The sequence below is a fragment of the Burkholderia sp. AU16741 genome, from assembly GCF_002223345.1.
GTDB lineage: Bacteria > Pseudomonadota > Gammaproteobacteria > Burkholderiales > Burkholderiaceae > Burkholderia > Burkholderia sola.
The window spans coordinates 637,044-660,026 of record NZ_NKEZ01000007.1; the positions used below are offsets into that span (position 1 = coordinate 637,044).

At 65.8% G+C, this 22,983-nt stretch carries 21 protein-coding genes; 11 read left to right on the plus strand and 10 right to left on the minus strand.

Annotated elements, in window-relative coordinates; all coding sequences use genetic code 11:
- Positions 1-3: 3 nt before the first annotated feature.
- Both CFB89_RS19750 and CFB89_RS19755 read left to right on the plus strand, forming a co-directional pair.
- The gene (locus CFB89_RS19750; RefSeq protein WP_089469309.1) at positions 4-1,113 is read left to right on the plus strand and encodes a PHB depolymerase family esterase; all 1,110 of its coding nucleotides are present in this window, start codon (positions 4-6) and stop codon (positions 1,111-1,113) included.
- Between the two features lie 81 nt (positions 1,114-1,194).
- On the plus strand, positions 1,195-1,371 hold the full coding sequence (locus CFB89_RS19755) for a DUF3563 family protein (RefSeq protein WP_069618521.1): 177 nt from the start codon (positions 1,195-1,197) through the stop codon (positions 1,369-1,371).
- Between the two features lie 116 nt (positions 1,372-1,487).
- Here CFB89_RS19755 and CFB89_RS19760 read toward each other — a convergent pair whose 3' ends face one another.
- The 5 genes from CFB89_RS19760 to CFB89_RS19780 all read right to left on the minus strand — a co-directional run bounded on the left by CFB89_RS19760 (position 1,488) and on the right by CFB89_RS19780 (position 5,007).
- The gene (locus tag CFB89_RS19760) at positions 1,488-1,907 is read right to left on the minus strand and encodes an organic hydroperoxide resistance protein (RefSeq protein WP_089469310.1); all 420 of its coding nucleotides are present in this window, start codon (positions 1,905-1,907) and stop codon (positions 1,488-1,490) included.
- A gap of 156 nt (positions 1,908-2,063) precedes the next feature.
- Positions 2,064-2,516, minus strand: coding sequence for a MarR family winged helix-turn-helix transcriptional regulator (locus CFB89_RS19765; protein ID WP_089469311.1), 453 nt, complete (start codon positions 2,514-2,516; stop codon positions 2,064-2,066).
- 200 nt (positions 2,517-2,716) lie between these two features.
- A complete protein-coding gene (locus CFB89_RS19770; RefSeq protein ID WP_089469312.1) occupies positions 2,717-3,523 on the minus strand; it encodes a BPSS1780 family membrane protein in 807 nt (268 codons plus the stop codon).
- A complete protein-coding gene (locus CFB89_RS19775) occupies positions 3,514-4,512 on the minus strand; it encodes a homoserine kinase (protein ID WP_050011351.1) in 999 nt (332 codons plus the stop codon). The genes CFB89_RS19770 and CFB89_RS19775 overlap by 10 nt, the downstream gene beginning before the upstream one ends.
- Before the next feature lie 99 nt (positions 4,513-4,611).
- Positions 4,612-5,007 (minus strand): hypothetical protein, encoded by a 396-nt coding sequence (locus tag CFB89_RS19780; protein ID WP_006479446.1) that lies wholly within the window; start codon positions 5,005-5,007, stop codon positions 4,612-4,614.
- 129 nt (positions 5,008-5,136) lie between these two features.
- Between CFB89_RS19780 and CFB89_RS19785 the strand changes: the two genes are divergently transcribed.
- Positions 5,137-6,663: an AMP nucleosidase gene (locus tag CFB89_RS19785; protein WP_011548157.1), complete on the plus strand. Its 1,527-nt coding sequence runs from the start codon at positions 5,137-5,139 to the stop codon at positions 6,661-6,663.
- Positions 6,664-6,778: 115 nt separating this feature from the next.
- On the opposite strand, the gene CFB89_RS19790 is transcribed toward CFB89_RS19785, so the two are convergent.
- Positions 6,779-7,048: a hypothetical protein gene (locus CFB89_RS19790; RefSeq protein ID WP_089469313.1), complete on the minus strand. Its 270-nt coding sequence runs from the start codon at positions 7,046-7,048 to the stop codon at positions 6,779-6,781.
- A gap of 381 nt (positions 7,049-7,429) precedes the next feature.
- Complete coding sequence (locus CFB89_RS19795) at positions 7,430-8,188, minus strand: TIGR00730 family Rossman fold protein (protein WP_089469314.1); 759 nt, start codon at positions 8,186-8,188, stop codon at positions 7,430-7,432.
- Position 8,189: 1 nt separating this feature from the next.
- On the opposite strand from CFB89_RS19795, the gene polA reads away from it, so the two are divergent.
- The 3 genes from polA to CFB89_RS19810 all read left to right on the plus strand — a co-directional run bounded on the left by polA (position 8,190) and on the right by CFB89_RS19810 (position 13,763).
- Positions 8,190-10,943, plus strand: coding sequence for a DNA polymerase I (gene polA, locus CFB89_RS19800; RefSeq protein ID WP_089469315.1), 2,754 nt, complete (start codon positions 8,190-8,192; stop codon positions 10,941-10,943).
- Positions 10,944-11,221: 278 nt separating this feature from the next.
- Complete coding sequence (locus CFB89_RS19805) at positions 11,222-12,556, plus strand: NAD(P)/FAD-dependent oxidoreductase (protein WP_089469316.1); 1,335 nt, start codon at positions 11,222-11,224, stop codon at positions 12,554-12,556.
- A gap of 331 nt (positions 12,557-12,887) precedes the next feature.
- On the plus strand, positions 12,888-13,763 hold the full coding sequence (locus CFB89_RS19810) for a dienelactone hydrolase family protein (RefSeq protein ID WP_089469317.1): 876 nt from the start codon (positions 12,888-12,890) through the stop codon (positions 13,761-13,763).
- Positions 13,764-13,832: 69 nt separating this feature from the next.
- Here the strand turns inward: CFB89_RS19810 and CFB89_RS19815 are convergent, their stop codons facing one another.
- Positions 13,833-14,702 carry a sulfurtransferase gene (locus CFB89_RS19815; RefSeq protein WP_089469318.1) on the minus strand — a complete coding sequence of 290 codons (870 nt, stop codon included), beginning with the start codon at positions 14,700-14,702 and terminating at the stop codon, positions 13,833-13,835.
- Between the two features lie 148 nt (positions 14,703-14,850).
- On the opposite strand from CFB89_RS19815, the gene CFB89_RS19820 reads away from it, so the two are divergent.
- Positions 14,851-16,179: an IS4 family transposase gene (locus CFB89_RS19820; protein WP_089466718.1), complete on the plus strand. Its 1,329-nt coding sequence runs from the start codon at positions 14,851-14,853 to the stop codon at positions 16,177-16,179.
- Positions 16,180-16,250: 71 nt separating this feature from the next.
- Here the strand turns inward: CFB89_RS19820 and CFB89_RS19825 are convergent, their stop codons facing one another.
- The gene (locus CFB89_RS19825; protein WP_089469319.1) at positions 16,251-17,357 is read right to left on the minus strand and encodes an aromatic ring-hydroxylating dioxygenase subunit alpha; all 1,107 of its coding nucleotides are present in this window, start codon (positions 17,355-17,357) and stop codon (positions 16,251-16,253) included.
- A gap of 269 nt (positions 17,358-17,626) precedes the next feature.
- On the opposite strand from CFB89_RS19825, the gene CFB89_RS19830 reads away from it, so the two are divergent.
- The 4 genes from CFB89_RS19830 to folE2 all read left to right on the plus strand — a co-directional run bounded on the left by CFB89_RS19830 (position 17,627) and on the right by folE2 (position 21,750).
- Positions 17,627-17,920: an exodeoxyribonuclease VII small subunit gene (locus CFB89_RS19830; RefSeq protein WP_006479428.1), complete on the plus strand. Its 294-nt coding sequence runs from the start codon at positions 17,627-17,629 to the stop codon at positions 17,918-17,920.
- On the plus strand, positions 17,917-18,801 hold the full coding sequence (locus tag CFB89_RS19835; RefSeq protein WP_089469320.1) for a polyprenyl synthetase family protein: 885 nt from the start codon (positions 17,917-17,919) through the stop codon (positions 18,799-18,801). Before CFB89_RS19830 ends, CFB89_RS19835 begins: the two co-directional genes overlap by 4 nt.
- A gap of 81 nt (positions 18,802-18,882) precedes the next feature.
- A complete protein-coding gene (dxs, locus tag CFB89_RS19840) occupies positions 18,883-20,787 on the plus strand; it encodes a 1-deoxy-D-xylulose-5-phosphate synthase (RefSeq protein ID WP_089469321.1) in 1,905 nt (634 codons plus the stop codon).
- A gap of 153 nt (positions 20,788-20,940) precedes the next feature.
- Positions 20,941-21,750, plus strand: a complete 810-nt coding sequence (folE2, locus tag CFB89_RS19845; RefSeq protein WP_089469322.1) for a GTP cyclohydrolase FolE2 — start codon at positions 20,941-20,943, stop codon at positions 21,748-21,750.
- A gap of 89 nt (positions 21,751-21,839) precedes the next feature.
- On the opposite strand, the gene tsaD is transcribed toward folE2, so the two are convergent.
- On the minus strand, positions 21,840-22,880 hold the full coding sequence (tsaD, locus tag CFB89_RS19850; RefSeq protein ID WP_089469323.1) for a tRNA (adenosine(37)-N6)-threonylcarbamoyltransferase complex transferase subunit TsaD: 1,041 nt from the start codon (positions 22,878-22,880) through the stop codon (positions 21,840-21,842).
- Positions 22,881-22,983: the final 103 nt, after the last annotated feature.

A 22,983-nucleotide genomic window follows, 5' to 3' on the forward strand; every position in this document is an offset into this window, starting at 1 on the left:
TCGATGACCAAAAGTCTGACCAAGGTATGGCTGGGCGGCATGAAACGCATGCTGTCCCCGGTCGCCAAGCGCGCGGCGCGCGATGCGCAGCGCATCACCCGCGACGCACTCGAGGCCGCGGCCTCTCCTGCCGTATCCGACCCGTCCCCACCTCGCGAGTCGCGTGTGCGACCGCGCGCGGCCGCGTGGGCGGCCGGCGAGTGGGCGCGCGGCGAATATCCGATGGCGCCCGCGCTCGGTCGCCTTGTCCAGAACCTCGCGTACGGGCTCTACGTGCCGTCCGGCCGCCGGCGTGGCGCGATGCCGCTCGTCGTGATGCTGCACGGGTGCCAGCAGTCCGTCGACGAGTTCGCGCTGGGCACGCGGATGAACCTGCTGGCCGACAAGCACGGCTTCGCGGTGCTGTATCCGGAACAGTCGCTGCGTGCGCACGCGCATGGGTGCTGGCACTGGTATGAAGACACCGACCGCGCGGGGCGGGGCGAGGCGGACACGGTGGCGGCGCTGGTCGACGCGCTGGTCGACGAGTACGGTTTCGACGCGTCGCGCGTCTACGTCGCCGGGCTGTCGGCCGGCGCGGGGCTCGCTTCGCTGCTTGCGCTGCACCACCCGGACCGTTTCGCGGCGGTCGCGTTGCACTCGGGCCCCGCACTCGGCGAAGCGAATTCCGGCATCACCGCGATGGACGTGATGCGCCGCGGTTTGCGGCAGAACCCGGCCGCGGCGGTCGATGCGCTGGTCGACGCCGGCGCGTATCCGGGCATGCCGGCGCTGATCGTCCAGGGCGACGGCGATCATGTCGTCGCGCCGAAGAACGCCGATCAACTGACCGTCCAGTTCATGCGCCTGAACGGGCTCGCCGACAGCCGGGGCGCGCTGCGCGGCGGCGAGCGCGTCGAGACGCGCAAAACGGGCGTCCAGATTACCGATGTATGCCGCGACGGCGAGCCGGTGGTGCGGCTGTGTCACGTGAAAGGGCTCGATCACGCGTGGGCCGGCGGCGACGAAGCCGTGCCGTTTCACGCGGCGGTCGGCCCCGACGCAAGCGTGATGATCTGGGCTTTTTTCGAAACCCGTCGTCGCACTGTGGCGACCGAACGACGCATCGTTTGATCGACGCTGGTCAAAGCCTAGGGTTTTCCCTATAATTCGGGAAAACCCCTAGTCCAGAACCTTTGAACAGCGAGATCGACCATGTACCTGCTGAGCCACCTCTTCCTGATGCTGACCAAGAACGCTGAAAAGGCTGCGAAAGAGCGCGCCGACGCGTACCTGGCCGAAGCCACCGACATCTACGATCTCGAATTCCGCATGCGCAAGATCGATCGCGACGCGGCAATGAATCGTCCGTATTCGATCGGCGCGCGCTAAGCGGCGCACGCGGGCCTGCCGGCCCGCCGTTTCGATGCATCGCGCAAAAGGGCGCGTGCGGCATGGTGCCGCACGCGCCCTTTTTGTATTCGCGTGAAACCCGAACCGGCGTCGTGTCAGACGACCGTCAGGCGCACCGGCACGTTGTTGCGCGTCGCGTTCGAATACGGGCACACGTGGTGTGCCTTGTCGACCAGCGCTTGCGCGTCGTTCTTGTCGAGCCCCGGCAGCGACACGCGCAACTCGATGTCGAGCCCGAAGCCGCCTGCATCGTTCGGGCCGATGCCCACTTCCGCCGTCACTTGCGTATCGGCCGGCAGCGTCTGCTTGTTCTGGCCCGCGACGAATTTCATCGCACTCAGGAAGCAGGCCGAGTAACCTGCGGCAAACAGTTGCTCCGGATTCGTGCCTTCCGCGCCCGTGCCGCCGAGTTCGCGCGGCGCCGCCAGCTTCACTTCCAGCTTGTTGTCGGCGGATACTGCGCGGCCGTCGCGGCCGCCGGTGCTCGTGGCGCTGGTCTTGTACAGAATGTTCATCGTGCAGCTCCTGTCGGGAAGAGAGGGAGAAAGCGGTCCGGTCAAACGGGATGTCGCCGGCCACGACTGAAATATAGAACACTAATGATTTGTGTGCAAATTAAATTTTGAAGAAAAACCCGGCGATGCCGGGCGGGTCGCTTCATGCGCGAAGTGTCAGCGTTCGTTGGCCACCGACAACGCGTCGCGCAACTGCTGGAGATCGGCGCGCAGCCTCACCAGGAATTCGGGTGTCTGTTGCATCGCGCAAAAAAGGTCGGCGGGCACCGAGCGCGCGCGGTCCTTCAGCACACGGCCTTCCGGCGTCACGCGCACGTTGACCACCCGTTCGTCGGCCGCGCTTCGCACGCGCTCGACGTAGCCGAGCGCTTCCAGCCGCTTGAGCAGCGGCGTGACCGTGGCCGGATCGAGGTCGAGCCGCGCCGAGACGTCCTTCACGGCCATGTCGTCGCGCTCCCACAGCACGAGCATCGCGAGATATTGGGGATAGGTCAGCGACAACTTGTCGAGCAGCGGCTTGTACGCCTTCGTCATCGCGTGCGAAGTCGAATAAAGCGCGAAGCAGAGTTGCTCGTCGAGCGTCTGGGGCAGCGGAGGCAGGCGATCCATGATTCGGGTAGCGCATCGGATGCGCGAACGATTTGTACGCAAATTATTTTGCGCGCAAAAGATCGCGTTGAACAGGGGCGACCCGCAGCGTTCGATACCGGAAGAAGGGGGAGCAGAAGCGCGCCGCGCGACGCCGCGGTGCGGGAAAACAGCGCGCCGGCCGGCGGCGGGCGGCCCGCGCCGGCCGGGAGAGCAGTCAGTCAGCGGCCCGACGTCGTCGTGGCGCCCGGTTCCTGCACGCCGAAGCAGCCGCGATAGGTCGCGTAGAACGAGCAGTACAGCATCGTGACGATGATGATCGTCACCGGCATCATGATCGTGAGCGCATACGCGCCGGCGCCGAGCGCCTGCAGCAGCAGCGACAGCACGAGCGACGTGCCGAGCGCGACGCCGAACCACAGTACGCCGTACACGACGAACGCGCCGCGATTGCGCCAGCAACTGACGACGCTGAAGAACAGCGCCTTCGCGGGCGGGACGTCATGCCACGCGACCAGCACCGGCGCGAACCAGAACAGCATCGCGACCGGCAGATAGAGCAGCGTCGCGAAGAACAGCGCGCCGAGCGTGCCTTGCGCGGCGAGCGTCTCGGGCGTCGTGTTCGCTTCGTCGGCCGCACCCATCATCACGTGGAACAGCGCGCCGCCGTCCACGAACGACGACGCGGCGAACACCAGCACCATCGACGCGACGTAGATTACGCCGAGGACGAGCAGCCGCTGGGTCGCGACGGCGCCGTACGAGCGAAAGCCGTCGACGAGGATCGTCGGCATCACGGTCTTGCCGGCCACCGTGTCGCGGCACGCGGCCATGAAGCCGACCGCGATGCCGGGAATGAACATCAGCGGCAGCGCGGAGCCGATCACGGGCACCCTCGACACCAGCGTGATCGCGAGCAGGTACGTGAAGAACAGCGTGATGAACGCGAGCGGGTTCCGGCGGAACAGCCAGATGCCTTGACGGAACCAGACATAGCCCGTTTTCGCGGGCACTTCGATCAGTTGCATGCGGTTTGGATCTCGGGAAGCGCGGGCGTATGCGCGATACGCTCACGCAGAATGCGTTCGAAATGGCCGGGGTCGTGCGGCTTGAGCATCTCGGCCGCGCGTGGCAGGTAGAAGTCGTACAGGCGCGACACCCAGAAGCGGTATGCGCCGGCGCGCAGCATGTCGCTCCAGTGGCGGCGTTCCTCGGCCGTGAACGGCCGCACCGTCTGGTACGCGCGCAGCAACGCATCGGCGCGCGCGACGTCGAGCACGCCGGTCGCGAGGTCGACGCACCAGTCGTTGACGGTGACCGCGACGTCGAACAGCCACTTGTCGCAGCCCGCGAAATAGAAGTCGAAGAACCCGCCGAGCCGCACGTCGTGGCCGGTGCCGGGCGCCGCGTGCGCGAACAGCACGTTGTCGCGGAACAGGTCGCAATGGCAGGGGCCGGCCGGCAGCGCCGCATAGTCGTCCGACGCGAAGAAGCCGGCCTGGTGCGCGAGCTCGCCTTCGAGCAGCGTGCGTTGCGCGTCCGTGATGAACGGCACGATCGCCGGCACGTTCTCCTGCCACCACGGCAGGCTGCGCAGGTTCGGCTGGCTGCGCGGATAGTCGCGCCCCGCGAGGTGCAGGCGCGCGAGCATCTGCCCGACCTCGATGCAGTGTTCGACGCCGGGCGCGAGTTCGGCCGCGCCGTCGAGCTTCGTGACGATCGCGGCCGGCTTGCCGTGCAACTCGCCGAACAGCGCGCCGTCGTCACGCGGGACCGGGTCCGGCACCGGCACGCCATGGGCGGCGAGGTGGCGCATCAGGTCGAGGTAGAACGGCAACTGCTGCGCCGTGAGCTTTTCGAAGATCGTGAGGACGTATTCGCCGCGCGTCGTCGTCAGGAAGAAATTGCTGTTTTCGATACCGGACGGAATGCCGCGGAACGCAAGCACGTCGCCCAGTTCGTAGTGGCGCATCCATTGCGCGAGATCGGAGTCGGAAACAGCGGTGAAAACGGCCATGCGGGATGCGTCAGGTCAAGGTGTCGGCACGCGGGCGGCGTGCAGCGCGACAGCAGGTGAAGGAGCGGCGCGGCGCGGTCGGTGCGCGGCGCCACGGAATCAGTAGCGCAGGTTCAGCGACGGCAGGCGCGTGATCGGGATGCCGGCGTCGTGCGGCTTCGGCGACGTGTCGGGCGTCGAGCTCATCTGGTAGCGCGTGCCGAAGTTCGACTTCACGTCGATCTCGACCGGCTTGCCGCGGTCGCGGTACTCGGTGACCTCGGTGCCGTTCTTGCTCTTTTCGTGGAAGCTCGGCGTGCGGCGGATGTCGGCGAAGTCCACTTTCGACGTGACTTCGGCGCCCGGCCGGTTGATCTTGCGGAGATCGGGCAGGCCGGCGGCTTCGTTGGCCTCGGCCCGGGCCTGCGCGTCGGCGTCAGGCGTGCCGCCGGCGGCGTGAGCGACGCTGGCGGCGGCAAACGCGACGGCAGCGGCGACGAAAATGAGCGGCTTCATGATGAGTCTCCAGTGAACCTACCGATTTTAGCAAATACTGTGCACCATCCGGCCCTTGTGTGCGCAGGGGCGGCCATAAGGGCGACCGGGTTCCGTGGTAATGTCGTCGGATCAGACGAGGTGATGAAAATGAAGAACGATTTGAGCCGCCGGCACCGTGTGCTGTCGCCCGAAAGCCCGTCGGTCGAGGCTTTCGACGATCCGATCGCTGCCGTCGCGCGGCTGTCCGCCATTTACGACACGAATACGGGCTTCCTGCGCGATGCGTTCGCGCGCTATCGCCGCCACGAAGCGATTACCGAGCACGTGCGCGCGTGCTACCCGTTCGTGCGGATCCGCACCGACGTCAACACGCACGTCGATTCGCGCCGCTCGTACGGCTTCGTCGCGGGCCCCGGCGTGTTCGAGACGACGGTCACGCGCCCCGATCTCTTCGCGAACTACTACCGCGAGCAACTGCGCCTGCTGGCGAAGAACCACCATGTGAAGATCGAGATCGGCGTGTCGTCGCAGCCGATTCCAATCCATTTCGCGTTTCCGGAAGGCATCCATCTCGAGGGTGAACTCGATCGCGACCGCCTGCTCGCGATGCGCGACATCTTCGATACGCCCGACCTGTCGTATCTCGACGACCGCATCGTCAACGGCACGTTCGAGCCGGCGCCGGGCGAGCCGCATCCGCTCGCGCTGTTCACCGCCGCGCGCGTCGACTTCTCGCTGCATCGGCTGCGCCACTACACGGCGACGTCGCCCACGCACTTCCAGAACTATGTGCTCTACACGAACTACCAGTTCTACATCGACGAGTTCGTGAAGCTCGGCCGCACGATGATGACGGAAAGCGACGATCCGGAGGTGCGCGCGTACCGCAGCGAGTACAGCGCGTTCGTCGAGCCGGGCGACGTCGTCACGTACAACGCGAACCTCGGCGGCGAGCCGGCCGAGGGCACCGCGCCGCCGCGCCTGCCGCAGATGCCCGCGTATCACCTGAAGCGCGCGGACGGCAGCGGGATCACGATGGTCAACATCGGCGTCGGCCCGTCGAACGCGAAGACGATCACCGATCACATCGCGGTGCTGCGCCCGCACGCGTGGGTGATGCTCGGTCACTGCGCGGGGCTGCGCAACACGCAGCGCCTGGGCGACTACGTGCTCGCGCACGGCTACGTGCGGGAGGATCACGTGCTCGACGCCGACCTGCCGCTGTGGGTGCCGATCCCGGCGCTGGCCGAAGTGCAGCTCGCGCTCGAGCGCGGCGTGGCCGAGGTCACGCGGCTCGAGGGTGTGGAGCTGAAGCGCGTGATGCGCACGGGCACGGTCGCGAGCGTCGACAACCGCAACTGGGAGCTGCGCGACCATCGCGAGCCCGTGCAGCGGCTGTCGCAGAGCCGCGCGATCGCGCTCGACATGGAAAGCGCGACGATCGCCGCGAACGGCTTCCGCTTCCGGGTGCCGTACGGCACGCTGCTGTGCGTGTCCGACAAGCCATTGCATGGCGAGCTGAAGCTGCCGGGCATGGCCGACACGTTCTATCGCGGGCAGGTCGACCAGCATCTGCAGATCGGCGTGAAGGCGATGGAGATCCTGCGCACGAACGGGCTCGACAAGTTGCATAGCCGGAAACTGCGGAGCTTCGCGGAAGTGGCGTTCCAGTAACGACACACGGCGCAACGGCGTCCATCACGACAAAGGCCGCACGCGAACTTGCGTTCGCGTGCGGCCTTGTTCTTTTCGTTTCGGCGCGAAGGCCGGATGGCCCGCGCTCAGGCGTTCAGCATTCGCCCTTTTTCGCGTGCCCCGGCGGGCAGTGATAGCCGCCATGGCCGCGATGACGCTCGTGATCCTCCCACTCGCGGCGTTCCCAGTAGCGGCGGCCGTCCCAATAGCGGTCGCCGTGCCAGCCGACGATTACCGCCGGTGCGGGAGCGACGACGACCGGCGCGGGCGTGCCGATGTTGACGTCGACGTTGACGGCATGAGCGAGGCCGGACAGCGAAAGGCCGAGGCCGGCGAAAGCGAGGGCGATCAGCGAGCGTTGCATGTTCTTTTCCGTGGTGTCGTGATGAATGGGCCGACGCGACGCGATGGAAGCGAGGGGGACCGTTCCACCGGGGGAACGCCGCGCCGACAGAATGCAGTGTGCTGCCGGGCGACGGAAAAGGCGAGTCGTGATTATTACGGAGGATTGGCGGTGCGTGCGCGCGCGAAGGGCCATCCATTTGACAGTGGCGGGCCGCCGGTGCGGCTGATCCCGTCGCATGACGCAGCGCCGACGGCGGGATTTGACATTCGACCGCGCGCGGCGGCGAACGGGTATTAACGGCGCGTTACAAAATCGCGCCCGGCGAGCGGCCGGCACGCGTTGCTCATTGCGTGCCAGGCACGACAACCGGCCGTCGGGCCGGCTGTCGTCACTGACCGGTTACAGATAGAACATCCGGTCTTCTTCCGGGCGCGGCGGATGATCATCGTCGTCCGAACCTTCCTCCTCGCCGCTGTCCTCGTAGAACGCGAGCACCGCGTCGAGCACCTGGTCGGGATCGTCGATCACCTGCATCAGATCCATGTCTTCCGGATTGATCAGGCCCATCGGAATCAGTTGATCGCGGAACCATTGCAGCAGCCCCTGCCAGAATTCGCTACCGACGAGGATGATCGGCACGAGGCGCGATTTCTTCGTCTGGATCAGCGTGAGCACTTCGGACAGTTCGTCGAGCGTGCCGAAGCCGCCCGGCATCACGATCACCGCGTCCGAGTTCTTCACGAACGTGACCTTGCGCGTGAAGAAGTGGCGGAAGCGCAGCGAGATGTCCTGATAGTGGTTGCCGGCCTGCTCGTGCGGCAGCTCGATGTTCAGGCCGACCGACGGCGCCTTGCCGGCGTGCGCCCCCTTGTTTGCGGCTTCCATGATGCCGGGGCCGCCGCCGGAGATCACCGCGAAGCCGGCGTCCGACAGCTTGCGGGCGATCTGCACGGCGAGCTTGTAGTGCGGCGTGTCGGGTTTGAGGCGGGCAGAACCGTAGATGCTGACAGCCGGGCGGATCTCCGACAGGTACTCGGTCGCCTCGATAAACTCTGCCATAATCGTGAACATCTGCCACGATGCGCGCGCCTTCTTGGCCGTCGCGCGCTCTTGATCTGCGAGCGAACGCAGACTCGGAATCACTTTTCTCTTGTTCATAATGCCTGAAGAACGAAATCTGGAAGGTAAGACCCTGCTATTGGTTGACGGTTCGAGCTATCTGTATCGGGCTTACCATGCGATGCCTGATTTGCGTGGCCCTGGCGGGGAGCCGACCGGAGCGCTCTACGGAATCATCAACATGCTGCGCCGTATGCGCAAGGAAGTCAGTGCAGAGTATAGCGCTTGCGTGTTCGATGCAAAGGGCAAGACGTTCCGCGACGACCTTTATGCCGACTATAAGGCAAACCGTCCGTCGATGCCGCCCGATCTCGCGTTGCAGGTCGAGCCGATCCACGGCGCGGTGCGCGCGCTCGGCTGGCCGCTGCTGATGGTCGAAGGCGTCGAGGCCGACGACGTGATCGGCACGCTCGCGCGCGAAGCCGAACGGCACGGGATGAACGTGATCGTGTCGACCGGCGACAAGGATCTCGCGCAGCTCGTGACCGGCCGTGTCACGCTCGTCAACACGATGACCAACGAGACGCTCGACCGCGACGGCGTGCTCGCGAAATTCGGCGTGCCGCCCGAGCGCATCATCGACTACCTCGCGCTGATCGGCGACACCGTCGACAACGTGCCGGGCGTCGAGAAATGCGGGCCGAAGACGGCCGTGAAATGGCTGTCGCAATACGACAGCCTCGACGGCGTGATCGAACACGCGGCCGAGATCAAGGGCGTGGTCGGCGACAACCTGCGCCGCGCGCTCGATTTCCTGCCGCTGGGCCGCCGGCTCGTGACGGTCGACACGGCCTGCGATCTCGCACCGCATCTCGACTCGATCGAAGCGTCGCTGAAGAGCGACGGCGAGGCGCGCGACCTGCTGCGCGACATCTTTGCGCGCTACGGCTTCAAGACCTGGCTGCGCGAAGTCGAGAGCGCACCGGCCGAAGGCGGCGGCGCCGATGCGCCGGAAGGCGAGCCGGCCCCGGTGATCGCAGCCGACGTCGCGCGCGAATACGACACGATCCAGACCTGGGAACAGTTCGACGCGTGGTTCGCGAAGATCGATGCGGCCGCGTTGACCGCATTCGACACCGAGACGACCGCACTCGATCCGATGCTCGCACGGCTCGTCGGCCTGTCGTTCTCGATCGAGCCGGGCAAGGCGGCCTACCTGCCGGTCGCGCACTGCGGCCCCGACATGCCCGAGCAGCTTCCGCTCGACGAAGTGCTCGCGCGCCTGAAGCCGTGGCTCGAGTCGCCCGATCGCAAGAAGGTCGGCCAGCACCTGAAGTACGACGCACAGGTGCTCGCGAACTACGACATCGCGCTGAACGGCATCGAGCACGACACGCTGCTCGAATCGTACGTGCTCGAATCGCACCGCACGCACGACATGGACAGCCTCGCGCTGCGTCATCTGGGCGTCAAGACGATCAAGTACGAGGACGTGGCCGGCAAGGGCGCGAAGCAGATCGGTTTCGACGAAGTGGCGCTCGCGCAGGCCGCGGAATACGCGGCCGAAGACGCGGACATCACGCTGCAGCTCCATCACGCGCTGTATCCGCAAGTCGCGCGCGAGCCGGGCCTCGAGCGCGTGTACCGCGAGATCGAGATGCCGGTGGCGCTCGTGCTGCGCAAGATGGAGCGCACCGGTGTGCTGATCGACGATGCGCGCCTGCACGCGCAGAGCACCGAAATCGCGACGCGCCTGATCGAGCTCGAGGGCCAGGCGTACGAACTGGCGGGCGGCGAATTCAATCTCGGCTCGCCGAAGCAGATCGGGCAGATCTTCTTCGAGAAGCTGCAGTTGCCGGTCGTGAAAAAGACGCCGAGCGGCGCGCCGTCGACGGACGAGGAAGTGCTGCAGAAGCTGGCCGAGGACTACCCGCTGCCGAAGCTGCTGCTCGAGCACCGCGGGCTGTCGAAGCTGAAGTCGACCTATACCGACAAGTTGCCGCGCATGGTGAACCCCACCACCGGCCGCGTGCATACGAACTATGCGCAGGCGGTCGCGGTGACGGGCCGCCTTGCGTCGAACGATCCCAATCTTCAGAACATTCCGGTGCGCACGGCCGAAGGCCGGCGCATCCGCGAGGCGTTCATCGCCTCGCCGGGCCACCAGATCGTGTCGGCCGACTATTCGCAGATCGAACTGCGGATCATGGCGCACATCTCGGGCGACGCGTCGCTGCTGCGCGCGTTCTCGCAGGGCGAGGACATCCACCGCGCGACGGCCGCCGAGGTGTTCGGCGTGACGCCGCTGGAGGTCAATTCCGACCAGCGCCGGATCGCGAAGGTGATCAACTTCGGGCTCATCTACGGGATGAGCGCGTTCGGGCTCGCATCGAATCTCGGTATCACGCGCGACGCGGCGAAGCTCTATATCGACCGTTATTTCGCGCGCTATCCGGGCGTCGCGCAGTACATGGAAGACACGCGCGCGGCGGCCAAGGAGAAGGGCTACGTCGAAACCGTTTTCGGTCGCCGCCTGTGGCTGCCCGAGATCAACGGCGGCAACGGCCCGCGTCGCCAGGCGGCCGAGCGCGCGGCGATCAATGCACCGATGCAGGGCACGGCGGCCGACCTGATCAAACTGTCGATGATCGCCGTGGACGACTGGCTCACGCGCGACCGGCTTGCGTCGCGCATGATCATGCAGGTGCACGATGAACTGGTGCTCGAAGTGCCCGAAAGCGAGCTGTCGCTCGTGCGCGAGAAACTGCCGGAAATGATGTGCGGCGTCGCGAAGCTGAAGGTGCCGCTGGTCGCCGAAGTGGGCGCCGGCGCGAACTGGGAAGAGGCACACTGACGCACCCCGTACGATTCCTTGCTGCCCGCGGCATATTGTTGCAGGGATGCCGAATATCGAGATGGTTTGCTTGTGGTCAACGCGCAAGCTCCCGGACAATGCATGTCAGTCATGCCATTGACGCGGGGCGGCGCGCCCCGCGTGCCGGATCGGCCGCATCGAAGTGCTTCGAACTGCACATCGATGATGTCCGAACCGGTTAATCCGCCGGGCTGTGCGAATGCATCGCGTTTGCTTTATCCGGCGGCAGCAGTTTCGAATCGCAAAGGGGGAATCAGATGCATCGGATCATCATCGTAGGCGGAGGCGCGGGCGGCCTGGAACTGGCGACGCGGCTCGGCGACCGTTACGGCGCACGCGGCAATCGTCCCGCGCGTGCGCTTGTCACGCTCGTCGACCGCAATCCGACGCACATCTGGAAACCGCTGCTGCACGAGGTCGCGGCCGGCAGCATGGATCCGTTCACGCAGGAGCTCGAGTATGCGGCGCAGGCGCGCTGGCACGGCTTCGAGTTTCAGCAGGGCGAGCTGACCGCGCTCGACCGCGCGGCGAAGCGCATCACGCTGTCGCCCATCAACGACAGCGACGGCGAGGAACTGTTGCCGGCGCGCGAGCTGGAATACGACACGCTGGTGATCGCGATCGGCAGCACGACCCACTTCTTCGGCGTGCAGGGCGCGCCGGAAAACGCGATCGCACTCGATACGGTCGGCGAGGCCGAACGCTTCCGCAAGCGGCTGATCGCGGCATGCATGCGTGCCGAGCACCAGGCGCCGGCGCCCACCGCGCCGGGCGAGTCGACCGAGCCGCGCATCCAGGTCGTGATCGTCGGCGGCGGCGCGACGGGCGTCGAGTTGTCCGCGGAACTGCGCAATACCGCGCAGGTGCTGTCCGTGTACGGGCTGCACAAGCTCGATCCGCGCCATGACGTCGGCATCGTGCTGATCGAATCGGGGCCGCGGATCCTGCCGGCACTGCAGGAGCGCGTGTCGGCGGCGACGGCCGAACTGCTCGAAAAGCTCGGCGTGCGGCTGATGCTCGGCGAGCGCGTGACCGAGGTGGCGCCCGGGTTCGTGCATACCGCGAGCGGCAAGGCGGTGCGCGCGGATCTGACGGTCTGGGCGGCCGGCATCAAGGCGCCGTCCGTGCTCTCGCACCTCGACGGCCTTCAGGTCAACAAGCTCGGTCAGCTCGACGTGCGCCGCACGCTGCAGACCTTCACCGACGACAACGTATTCGCACTCGGCGATTGTGCGGCCTGCGCATGGCCGGGCAACGAACGCAATGTGCCGCCGCGCGCGCAGGCGGCGCACCAGCAGGCGAGTTTCCTGCTCAAGGCGATCGGCTGCCGGCTCGAAGGGCGCCCGCAGCCCGAGTTCACGTATCGCGATTTCGGCTCGCTCGTGTCGCTCGGTCACTTCAGCGCGGTCGGCAACCTGATGGGCGGGCTGATCGGCGGCAACATGTTGATCGAAGGGCTGTTCGCGCGTTTCATGTACATGTCGCTGTACCGGCTGCACATCGCGGCGCTGCACGGTTACCCGCGCATGATGCTCGACACGGTCGCGCACTGGCTGCGGCGCACGACGCTGCCGCGCGTCAAGCTGCACTGATCGCGTCGTTGCGCGTGGCGCGGGCGGGGAATGCGCCTATCGTGCGTGTTCGCCGCCCGTTTTTCTTTTCGGCTCACACGGATTCTGTCGCGCGTCGATGCGCGATACGGGCCGCCGTGCGATGACCGATTCGGCAGGCGCCGCCACGCGTCGTAATCGAGTCTTACACATCCGACAGTTGACGCGACAACGGATTATTGGGCATCTTGTCCGGGTTTTCGTTTGCGGCGGGGTGCCAACCGCCGCGACCTCCGCGCCGCGCGGCGGTGCGATGCCCCGTCATGTCGTATCCGCGATCGTGACGGCGGCGCCCCAATCGAGGAGTGCATTCATGTTGAAACCCGAAGTCGACAGCCTGGTCCCCCACGTCCCGTTCTCGCGCCGCAAATTCATGCAGGCTGCGCTCGGCGGCACCTTCGCGGCGGCCGTGCTGCCCGTGTCGGCGCAGACGGTCACGACCGACAGCGCCGGGCTGGACGTCGACACCATCGAGATCCGCTCGGGCGATGCGAGTATTCCGGCGTATCGCGCCCAGCCGGTCGACAAGACGAACCTGCCGGTCGTCATCGTGATCCACGAGATCTTCGGCGTGCACGCGCATATCGCCGATGTATGCCGACGCTTCGCGAAGCTCGGTTATCTCGCGATCGCGCCCGACCTGTTCGTCCGGCAGGGCAATGCGGCGAAGTATCCGACGATGAAGGATCTGTACGACCACATCATCAGCAAGGTGCCGGACCGGCAGGTGACGGAGGATCTCGACGCGACCGTCGCATGGGCCGGCAAGAACGGCGGCGACCTGTCGCGTCTCGGCGTGACGGGGTTCTGCTGGGGCGGCCGCCAGGCGTGGCTGTATGCGGAACACAATCCGCACGTGCTGGCCGCCGTGGCGTGGTACGGGTTCGTCGAAGGCAAGACCGACGAGATGACGCCGTTCAATCCGGTCGACCATGCGTCGTTGCTGAAGGTGCCGGTGCTCGGGCTGTATGGCGAGAAGGATCAGAACATCACGCAGGCGTCGCTCGCGGACATGCGCAAGGCGATCCAGGCGAGCGATTCGAAGCGCGCGCGCGAATCGGAGATCGTCGTGTATCCGGATGCCGGTCACGCGTTCTTCGCCGACTACCGGCCGAGTTACGTGAAGGGCGATGCCGAGGACGGCTGGAAGCGCGCGATCGAGTGGTTCCACAAGTACGGCGTGATGTAAACGACGAGCGGTGGCAACTGCCGCCTCGGCACCAGCCGCCGCATCATCGTCGTCGCGCCGCGCGGGTGCTCAAGGATTCGGGCCGGTCGCGATCGGTCGCGACGGATCGGCGCTCCATTCGCTCCACGAGCCCGGGTACAGCGACGCGCCGTGCAGGCCGGCCACTTCCAGCGCCAGCGCGTTGTGGCATGCGGTGACGCCCGAGCCGCATTGCAGGATCACGCGGTTCGGCTCGGTGCCGGCCAGCACGGTCGTGAATGCCTCGCGCAGTTCATGGCCGGTCTTGAAGCGGCCGTCGGCAGTCAGGTTGTCCTTGAAGAAGCGGTTGCGCGCCCCCGGAATGTGGCCGCCCACCCCGTCGATCGTTTCGTTTTCGCCGCGATAGCGATCCGGCGCGCGGGCATCGATCACGACGCGCGCGGGCGACGACACGTTCGCGAGCACGGCCGCCGCATCGACCGTCGATTCGAGCGGCGTGGCCGAGCGGAAGTCGCCGGCGGCCGGTTGCGGCACGTCGGTCGTCAGCGGCTGGCCGGCCGCTTCCCAGGCTTGCAGGCCGCCATCGAGCACGGCAACCGAATCGTGGCCGAGCCAGCGCAGCAGCCACCACAGGCGCGCCGCATAGGCGCCGCCTTGCGCGTCGTACGCGACGACCTGCTGACCCTGCTTGAGGCCACGGCTGGCGAGCAGCGTCGCGAGTGCGTCTCGGGTCGGCAGCGGATGGCGGCCGTTGGTGCCCGTCTTGCGGCCCGACAGGTCGCGGTCGAGATGAAGATATTGCGCGCCGGGGAGGTGGCCGGCCGCGTAGGCGGCTTCGCCGACGCCGGGGTCGACGAGATCGAAGCGGCAGTCGAACAGCGCGACGCTGCCGGGCGCCGCGGCCAGGCGCTCGGCGAGATTGGCGGCGGAGATGAGCGTGGTGTAATGAGTGTGTGGCATGACGACTCCCTGGAGTGCAAATGGCCTGACACTCCAAGTCTAAACAAAAAAAGACGGGCCGAAGCCTAATGCCGTTCAGTTAAGAACTGAACGGCATTTTTGTTTTGGGTGTTGTAAACGGTGATGGAGGCTGTTAACCTGCGTCGCCATGCTTGATGACACCCTGAATTTTCTCGCTGAAGAACAGGAGACGCCCGACTGGGCTCGTCTGGGTGAGCACTTGCCCTACGAGTGGATTGAGCAGGTGGTGGCTTACACGGGACGGGCGAGCATCCGGCAACGCCGCTTGCCCGCTGAACAGGTTGTTTGGCTGGTTATTGCGCTGGCATTGTATCGGCATCAATCGATCAGCGAGGTTGTCGACGATCTCGATCTTGCGCTACCGGATATGCAGGCGCCGTTCGTCAGCAAGAGCGCTGTCGCTCAGGCCCGGCAGCGCCTGGGCGCGCAACCACTGAAGGCGCTGTTCGAATTGTCGGCCAAGGCGTGGGCCGAGCAGGACCGCAAACAATACCTGTTCAAGGGGTTGAGCCTGTTTGCGATGGATGGCACGACGCTCAGGACGGCGGACACCCCCGAACATCGGGCTCATTTCGGCGCCCAGGTTTATGCCGGCAACACCATCGCCAGTTATCCGCAGGTCCGTGGCGTGACGCTGACTGCCGTGCCCACGCACCTGATCCGCAGCGCGGCGTTCGGTCCGTATGGCACGAACGAGATGCTATATGCCAAGGATCTGCTCGACGCCATCCCCGATGATTCGCTGACGGTATTCGACAAGGGGTTTCTATCTGCAGAAATCCTGTGTGGCTTGAGCCGCGCGGGTTCGAACCGTCACTTCCTCATCCCGGCCAAGGCCAACACCAAATGGGAAGTCATCGAGGGAACGCCTGATGATGCGGTGGTAAGCATGCGCGTGTCGCCCCAGGCACGCAAGAAATGCCCGGACCTGCCAGAGGTGTGGCAGGCGCGAGCCGTCACCCTGGTCGACTCAAGTGCCCGCAAGCGCGTACTGCTGACGTCACTGTTCGACCGAAAACGCTACACGAGCGCCGATATCGTGGCCTGCTATGCGCGCCGCTGGCAAATTGAAACCAGCTATCGAGAACTCAAGCAGACGATGATGGGCATGGCGCCGATCCTGCGCAGCCGCAGCGTTGAGGGGGTGTATCAGGAAATCTGGGGCGCGCTGATTGCCTACAACCTCGTGCGATTGGAGATTGCCAAGGCCGCGCTTGCGGTGAAGTGCGAGCCGACTGAGATTAGCTTCGTGCGCGCCTTCCACGTCATCCAGTACGAATTGCACTGGGCCGCGGTTACCCGTGCGCAGGGCAAACTCCCAGCCCTGCTGCAACGACTGCGACTACGTCTGGTCGCGCTACTCAAAGAAGAACGGCCCGCTCGAAAATTCGAGCGGGCCGTGAAGGCTGTGCCAAAACGCTATGCCGTCCGTGTCCTTAAAAAGAACCTTAACTGAACGGCATTAGGGCCGAAGCCCGTCTTTTCGTCTGCCGGATGCCGCGCGGCGTCAATGCGCCGCAGCCGCTGTCAGAGGTCGCCGAGGTGGCGGCGCAGGAACTCGTGGAAGTGCTGCATGCCGTCTTCCATCGGGCTCTGGTACGGGCCGACCTGCGACTCGCCGCGGGCCATCAGCGCGCGGCGGCCCGCGTCCATCCGCATCGCGATCTCGTCGTCCTCGACGGCCGTTTCCATATAGGCGGCACGCTCGGCTTCGACGAATTCGCGTTCGAACAGCGCGATTTCCTCGGGGTAATAGAACTCGACGATGTTGGTCGTCTTCTGCGGCCCGCGCGGAATCAGCCACGACACCACCAGCACGTGCGGATACCACTCGATCATCAGGCCCGGGTAGTAGACCATCCAGATCGCGCCGAACTCCGGCGGCACGCCGTTGCGGAACTTCAGCACCTGCTCGTGCCATTTCTGGTAAGTCGTGCTGCCCGGTTTCGCGAGGGCGTTGTGCACGCCGACCGTCTGCACGCTGTACCAGTCGCCGAACTCCCATTTGAGATCGTCGCATGACACGAAGCTGCCGAGGCCCGGGTGGAACGGGACGACGTGGTAATCCTCGAGGTAGACCTCGATGAACGTCTTCCAGTTGTAGTCGCACTCGTGCACTTCGACGTGATCGAACTGGTACTCGGAGAAGTCGAAATGATGCTTCGTGCCGAGGTTCGCGAGATCGCGCGCGACGTCGCGGCCCTCGGCCTCGAACAGCAGCCCCTGCCAGTTCTGCAGCGGGCTCTTGCCGAGGTTCAGGCACGGCTTGTCGGGGAAGTGCGGCGCGCCGAGCAACTGGCCTTCGAGATCGTACGTCCAGCGGTGCAGCGGGCACACGATGTTCTGCGCATGGCCGCGCCCGTTGAGCATGATCGCCTGCCGGTGGCGGCACACGTTCGACAACAGTTCGATCTGGTTCGTCTGGTTACGGACCAGCACGCGGCCTTCCTTCTCGGAGGGCAGCGCAAAATAGTCTCCCGCCTCGGGCACCATCAACTCGTGCCCGACGTAGCGAGGACCTTTCTTGAAGAGGGTTTCGATCTCGCGCTCGAGTAGCGCCTCATCGAAATATGCAGTGACTGGAAGCTGGCTGTGGGCCGACTTCAACTGAAGCGCATCGCTGAGATTGGACATTCCCACTCCCGGTGTTAGCGTGAAAGCAGTGAACAACCCAACCATCGAAAAATCGATTTAGGGAAACGGAGAATTATACCCGGTTCGCCCCGCAAGGCTAGGATTAAGTGCCTGATTTGTGTCAATTTTTTGTCGGGCGACCGTCGAAAGGCGCACACTGTGCGTCGTAGATGGGGCCGGAATTGTGCGCGGGCGCCCACGACGGCAGGTCGGAAAATTCTCTTTTGCCGTAGAATGTCCGACTTGTTTTGAAATTTGACACCTCGTCCATGGCGAAAACCGCATCCCCAGGCGCCACGCCGCCCGGCAATGGCACCGAACCGTTGCCGGACAATTATGAGATGGCGCTCGCGGAACTCGAGACGCTGGTTGCCCGGATGGAAGGCGGCGCGTTGAGCCTCGAGGATTCGCTGGCGGCGTATCGCCGCGGTGCGACCCTCGTTGCGTTTTGCCAACAGCAGCTCGAGAAAGTGGAGCAGCAGGTTCGCGTGCTCGACGGCGCGACGCTGAAGCCGCTTTCGTCCGGAACGGCCGCCACGGACGGCGAAGACGACGATCTATGACATTCGAACAATGGATGCGGTCCGTGCTCGACCGTGTCGAGGACGCACTCGGCCACTATCTGCCGGCTGAAACCGCGACGCCCGCGAAACTTCACGAGGCGATGCGCTATGCGGTTCTCGGTGGCGGCAAACGCGTTCGCCCGCTGCTGTGCCATGCGGCAGGCGAACTGACCGGCGCGACGGAAGCGGCGCGCAACGCGGCGGCGGCGGCGCTGGAGATGGTCCACGTCTACTCGCTCGTGCACGACGACATGCCGTGCATGGACGACGACGCGCTGCGTCGCGGCAAGCCGACCGTGCACGTGCAGTACGACGAGCCGACGGCGCTGCTGGTCGGCGACGCGCTGCAGTCGCAGGCGTTCGTCGCGTTGACCGACGCCGATGCGCTGTCGCCGGTGCAGCAGGCGGCGCTCGTGCGCGAGCTGGCGCTCGCGAGCGGCTCGATCGGCATGGCCGGCGGGCAGGCGATCGACCTGGCGAGCGTCGGCCTGAAGCTGACGCGCGAACAGCTCGAGACGATGCACCGGATGAAGACGGGCGCCTTGCTGCGCGCGGCCGTGCGGATGGGCGCGCTGGCCGGCGAGACGCCGTCGGCGGAAACGATGGCCGCGCTGGATGTTTACGCGGGCGCCGTGGGTCTGGCCTTCCAGGTCGTCGACGACATTCTCGACGTCACGACCGATTCGGCGACGCTCGGCAAGACGGCCGGCAAGGATGCGGCGAACGACAAGCCGACCTATGTATCGATCCTCGGTCTCGAGGCGTCGCGCGAACTGGCGGCGCAACTGCGCGCCGAAGCGCACGACGCGCTGAAACCGTTCGGCGCACGCGCACAGCGTCTCGCCGAACTTGCCGACCTGGTAGTGAACCGGGTCAGCTGACGCGAAAGCCCGCCGCCGCGCACACGCTACGGTGCGTGCAAAAGAATGCGGGCGCGTTTGATTTCCTACAATGGAACGACGATGTACGACTTGCTGAAAACCATCGACGACCCGGCGGATTTGCGCCGCCTCGATCGTCGCCAACTGCAACCGCTCGCGGATGAACTGCGCGCGTTCGTGCTCGACAGCGTGTCGAAGACGGGCGGCCATTTGTCGTCCAACCTCGGGACGGTCGAGCTGACGATCGCGTTGCACTACGTGTTCAACACGCCGAACGATCGCATCGTCTGGGACGTGGGCCACCAGACCTACCCGCACAAGATCCTGACGGGCCGCCGCGACCAGATGCATTCGCTGCGTCAGCAGGACGGCATCTCGGGCTTTCCGCGCCGCAGCGAATCCGAATACGACACGTTCGGCACCGCGCACTCGAGCACGTCGATCTCGGCCGCGCTCGGCATGGCGATCGGCAGCCAGCTGAACGGCGACGACCGCTTCTCGATCGCCGTGATCGGCGACGGCGCGATGACGGCCGGCATGGCGTTCGAGGCGATGAACAACGCGGGCGTGTCGGAAGACGCGAAGGTGCTCGTGATCCTGAACGACAACGACATGTCGATCTCGCCGCCGGTCGGCGCGCTGAATCGCCATCTCGCCCGCCTGATGTCGGGCCGCTTCTATGCGGCCGCGCGCGCGGGCGTCGAGCGCGTGCTGAGCGTGGCGCCGCCGGTGCTCGAACTCGCGCGCAAGCTCGAGGAGCACGCGAAGGGCATGGTCGTGCCGGCCACGCTGTTCGAGGAGTTCGGCTTCAACTACATCGGCCCGATCGACGGTCACGATCTCGATTCGCTGATCCCGACGCTGCAGAACATCCGCGAGCTGCGCGGCCCGCAGTTCCTGCACGTGGTGACGAAGAAAGGTCAGGGCTACAAGCTCGCCGAAGCCGATCCCGTGCTCTATCACGGCCCTGGCAAGTTCAATCCGGCCGAAGGCATCAAGCCGTCGGCCACCCCGGCGAAGAAGACATACACGCAGGTGTTCGGCGAGTGGCTGTGCGACGAAGCCGAGCGCGATACGCGCGTGGTCGGCATCACGCCCGCGATGCGCGAAGGCTCGGGCATGGTCGAATTCGAGAAGCGCTTCAAGGATCGCTACTACGACGTCGGCATCGCCGAGCAGCACGCGGTGACGTTCGCGGGCGGTCTCGCGACCGAAGGGCTGAAGCCCGTCGTCGCGATCTACTCGACGTTCCTGCAGCGTGCGTACGACCAGCTGATTCACGACGTCGCGCTGCAGAACCTGCCGGTCGTGTTCGCGATCGACCGCGCGGGCCTCGTCGGCGCGGACGGCGCGACACATGCGGGCGCGTACGATCTCGCGTTCATGCGCTGCATCCCGAACATGACGATCATGGCCGCGTCCGACGAGAACGAATGCCGCCAGATGCTGCACACGGCGCTGCAGCAACCGAACCCGACCGCGGTGCGCTATCCGCGCGGCGCGGGCACGGGCGTGGCGACGGTGAAGGAATTCACCGAGATCCCGCTCGGCAAGGGTGAAGTGCGTCGCCGCACGTCGCAGCCGGAAGGCAAGCGCGTCGCGATCCTCGCGTTCGGCACGATGGTGGCGCCGTCGCTCGCCGCCGCGGAGGAGCTCGATGCAACGGTCGCGAACATGCGCTTCGTGAAGCCGATCGATGCGGCGCTCGTGCGTGAGCTTGCCGAAACGCACGACTACGTCGTCACGGTCGAGGAAGGTTGCGTGATGGGCGGCGCGGGCTCGGCCTGCGTCGAAGCCCTGATGGAGAGTGGGGTTATCCGACCCGTACTACAATTGGGCCTCCCTGACCTGTTCATCGATCACGGCGACCCCGCGAAGCTGCTGTCGCAATGCGGCCTCGACGGCGCGGGCATCGCGAAATCGATTCGCGAACGCTTTCTGAATCCGGCGGCCGATGTCGCCGGCCAGGCGAAGCGCGTCGCATAAGTCGACGCCGCCCGTGGGCGGCGTCGGTGCGACTGGCGCAACCGCTCTTCATTGATGCGGAAAACATGGGCCTGCGGGCCCATGTTGCTTTTCCGGCCGCCGCATGATGCGGCGTGCGCGTCGTCGGACGCGCGGCTTACAAGGATTGAACAAATGAACCAGATGAATCCCGCCTTCGTGATGCCCGACGTGCAGAGCACGGTGGATACCCGTCAGATCCCGATTCAGCGCGTGGGCGTGAAGGCGGTTCGGCATCCGTTGACGGTGTGTACCGAAAGCGGCGACGTGCAACCGACGGTCGGTGTCTGGAACCTCGACGTCCGTCTGCCGGCCGATCAGAAAGGCACGCACATGTCGCGCTTCGTCGCACTGCTCGAAGAGAATCGTGCGCCGCTGACGGTCGAGCGCTTCCGTGCGATGCTCGCGTCGATGCTCGAAAAGCTGGAAGCCGAGGCCGGCCGCATCGAAGTCACGTTCCCGTATTTCGTGAACAAGACGGCGCCGGTGTCCGGCGTGCAGAGCCTGCTCGACTATGAAGTGATGCTCGCGGGCGAAAGCCGCGACGGCGACACGCGCGTGTTCCTGAAGGTGCTCGTGCCGGTGACGAGCCTGTGCCCGTGTTCGAAGAAGATCTCGCAGTACGGCGCGCACAACCAGCGCTCGCACGTGACGATCGATGCGGAGCTGGCCGCCGATCTGCCGGTCGAGGCGCTGATTCGCATCGCGGAAGAGGAAGCGTCGTGCGAACTGTGGGGGCTGCTGAAGCGTCCGGACGAGAAGTTCGTCACCGAGCGTGCATATGAGAACCCGAAGTTCGTCGAGGATCTCGTGCGTGACGTCGCGCAACGTCTCGATGCGGACGAGCGGGTAATCGCGTACGTGCTCGAAGCCGAGAATTTCGAGTCGATCCACAATCACAGCGCGTATGCGCTGATCGAGCGCGACAAGCGGCTGGCGGCATAACGCCGCGGCGTTTTGTCGCGCCAATGACGAAGGCCGCTCGGAACCGAGCGGCCTTTTGTTTTCCTGCCTGGGGCGTTGCGCGGTGCGATTCAGCTCGCGAGCGACGCGAGATCCCAGCGCGGTTTCACCGTGAACGCGTAGTCGGCATTCGCCTGTTCGGGCCAGCGGCCGAGCCGCAGCGCACCTGCGAGCGCGATCATCGCGCCGTTGTCGGTGCACAGCGCGAGATCGGGATAGTGCACGTCGAAGCCGCGCTTGGCCGCGGCCGCCGACAGGGCGGCGCGCAACTGGCGGTTCGCGCCGACACCGCCCGCGACCACGAGGCGCTTGAGCTTCGTTTGCTTCAGCGCGGCGAGCGACTTCGCGACGAGTACGTCGACGGCCGCATCGACGAAGCCGCGCGCGAGGTCGGCCTTCGCGCGTTCGAGTGCTTCGCCCTCGAGCTTCGCCGCTTCGAATTTCTTCATCTGTGTGAGCACGGCCGTCTTCAGGCCACTGAAGCTGAAGTCGAGATCGCCCGAATGCAGCATCGGGCGCGGCAGCACGACCGCGCCCGGCGTGCCGGTTTCGGCGAGCTTCGATACTTCGGGGCCGCCCGGATAGCCGAGACCGATCAGTTTCGCCGTCTTGTCGAACGCTTCGCCGGCCGCGTCGTCGAGCGTCTCGCCGAGCGTCTCGTACACGCCGACGTCGGTCACGCGCATCAGTTGCGTGTGGCCGCCGGAAACCAGCAGCGCGACGAACGGAAACGGCGGCGGCTCGTCGACCAGCAACGGCGACAGCAGGTGGCCTTCGAGGTGATGGATGCCGACGGTCGGCTTGTTCCACGCGAGCGCGAGCGCATTCGCGATGCTCGCGCCGACCAGCAGCGCACCGGCGAGGCCCGGCCCCTGCGTGAACGCGATCGCGTCGATGTCGTCGCGGCGCGCGCCGCTTTGCGCCATCACTTCCTCGAGCAGCGGCAGCGCGCGGCGGATATGGTCGCGCGACGCGAGTTCGGGCACGACGCCGCCGTAGTCGCGGTGCATCGCGATCTGCGAATGGAGCGCATGTGCGAGCAGGCCGCGCTGCGTGTCGTAGAGCGCGAGGCCGGTTTCGTCGCAGGAGCTTTCGATGCCGAGAACGAGCATGGGTGAGGGCAGGGCGCGCCGGTTCGGGCGTGCCGCGGGTAGGTCGACGTAACCCGAAATTATAGCAGGCCGGGGCTCGCGGCCGCCGCGGGCGGCCCGAGCC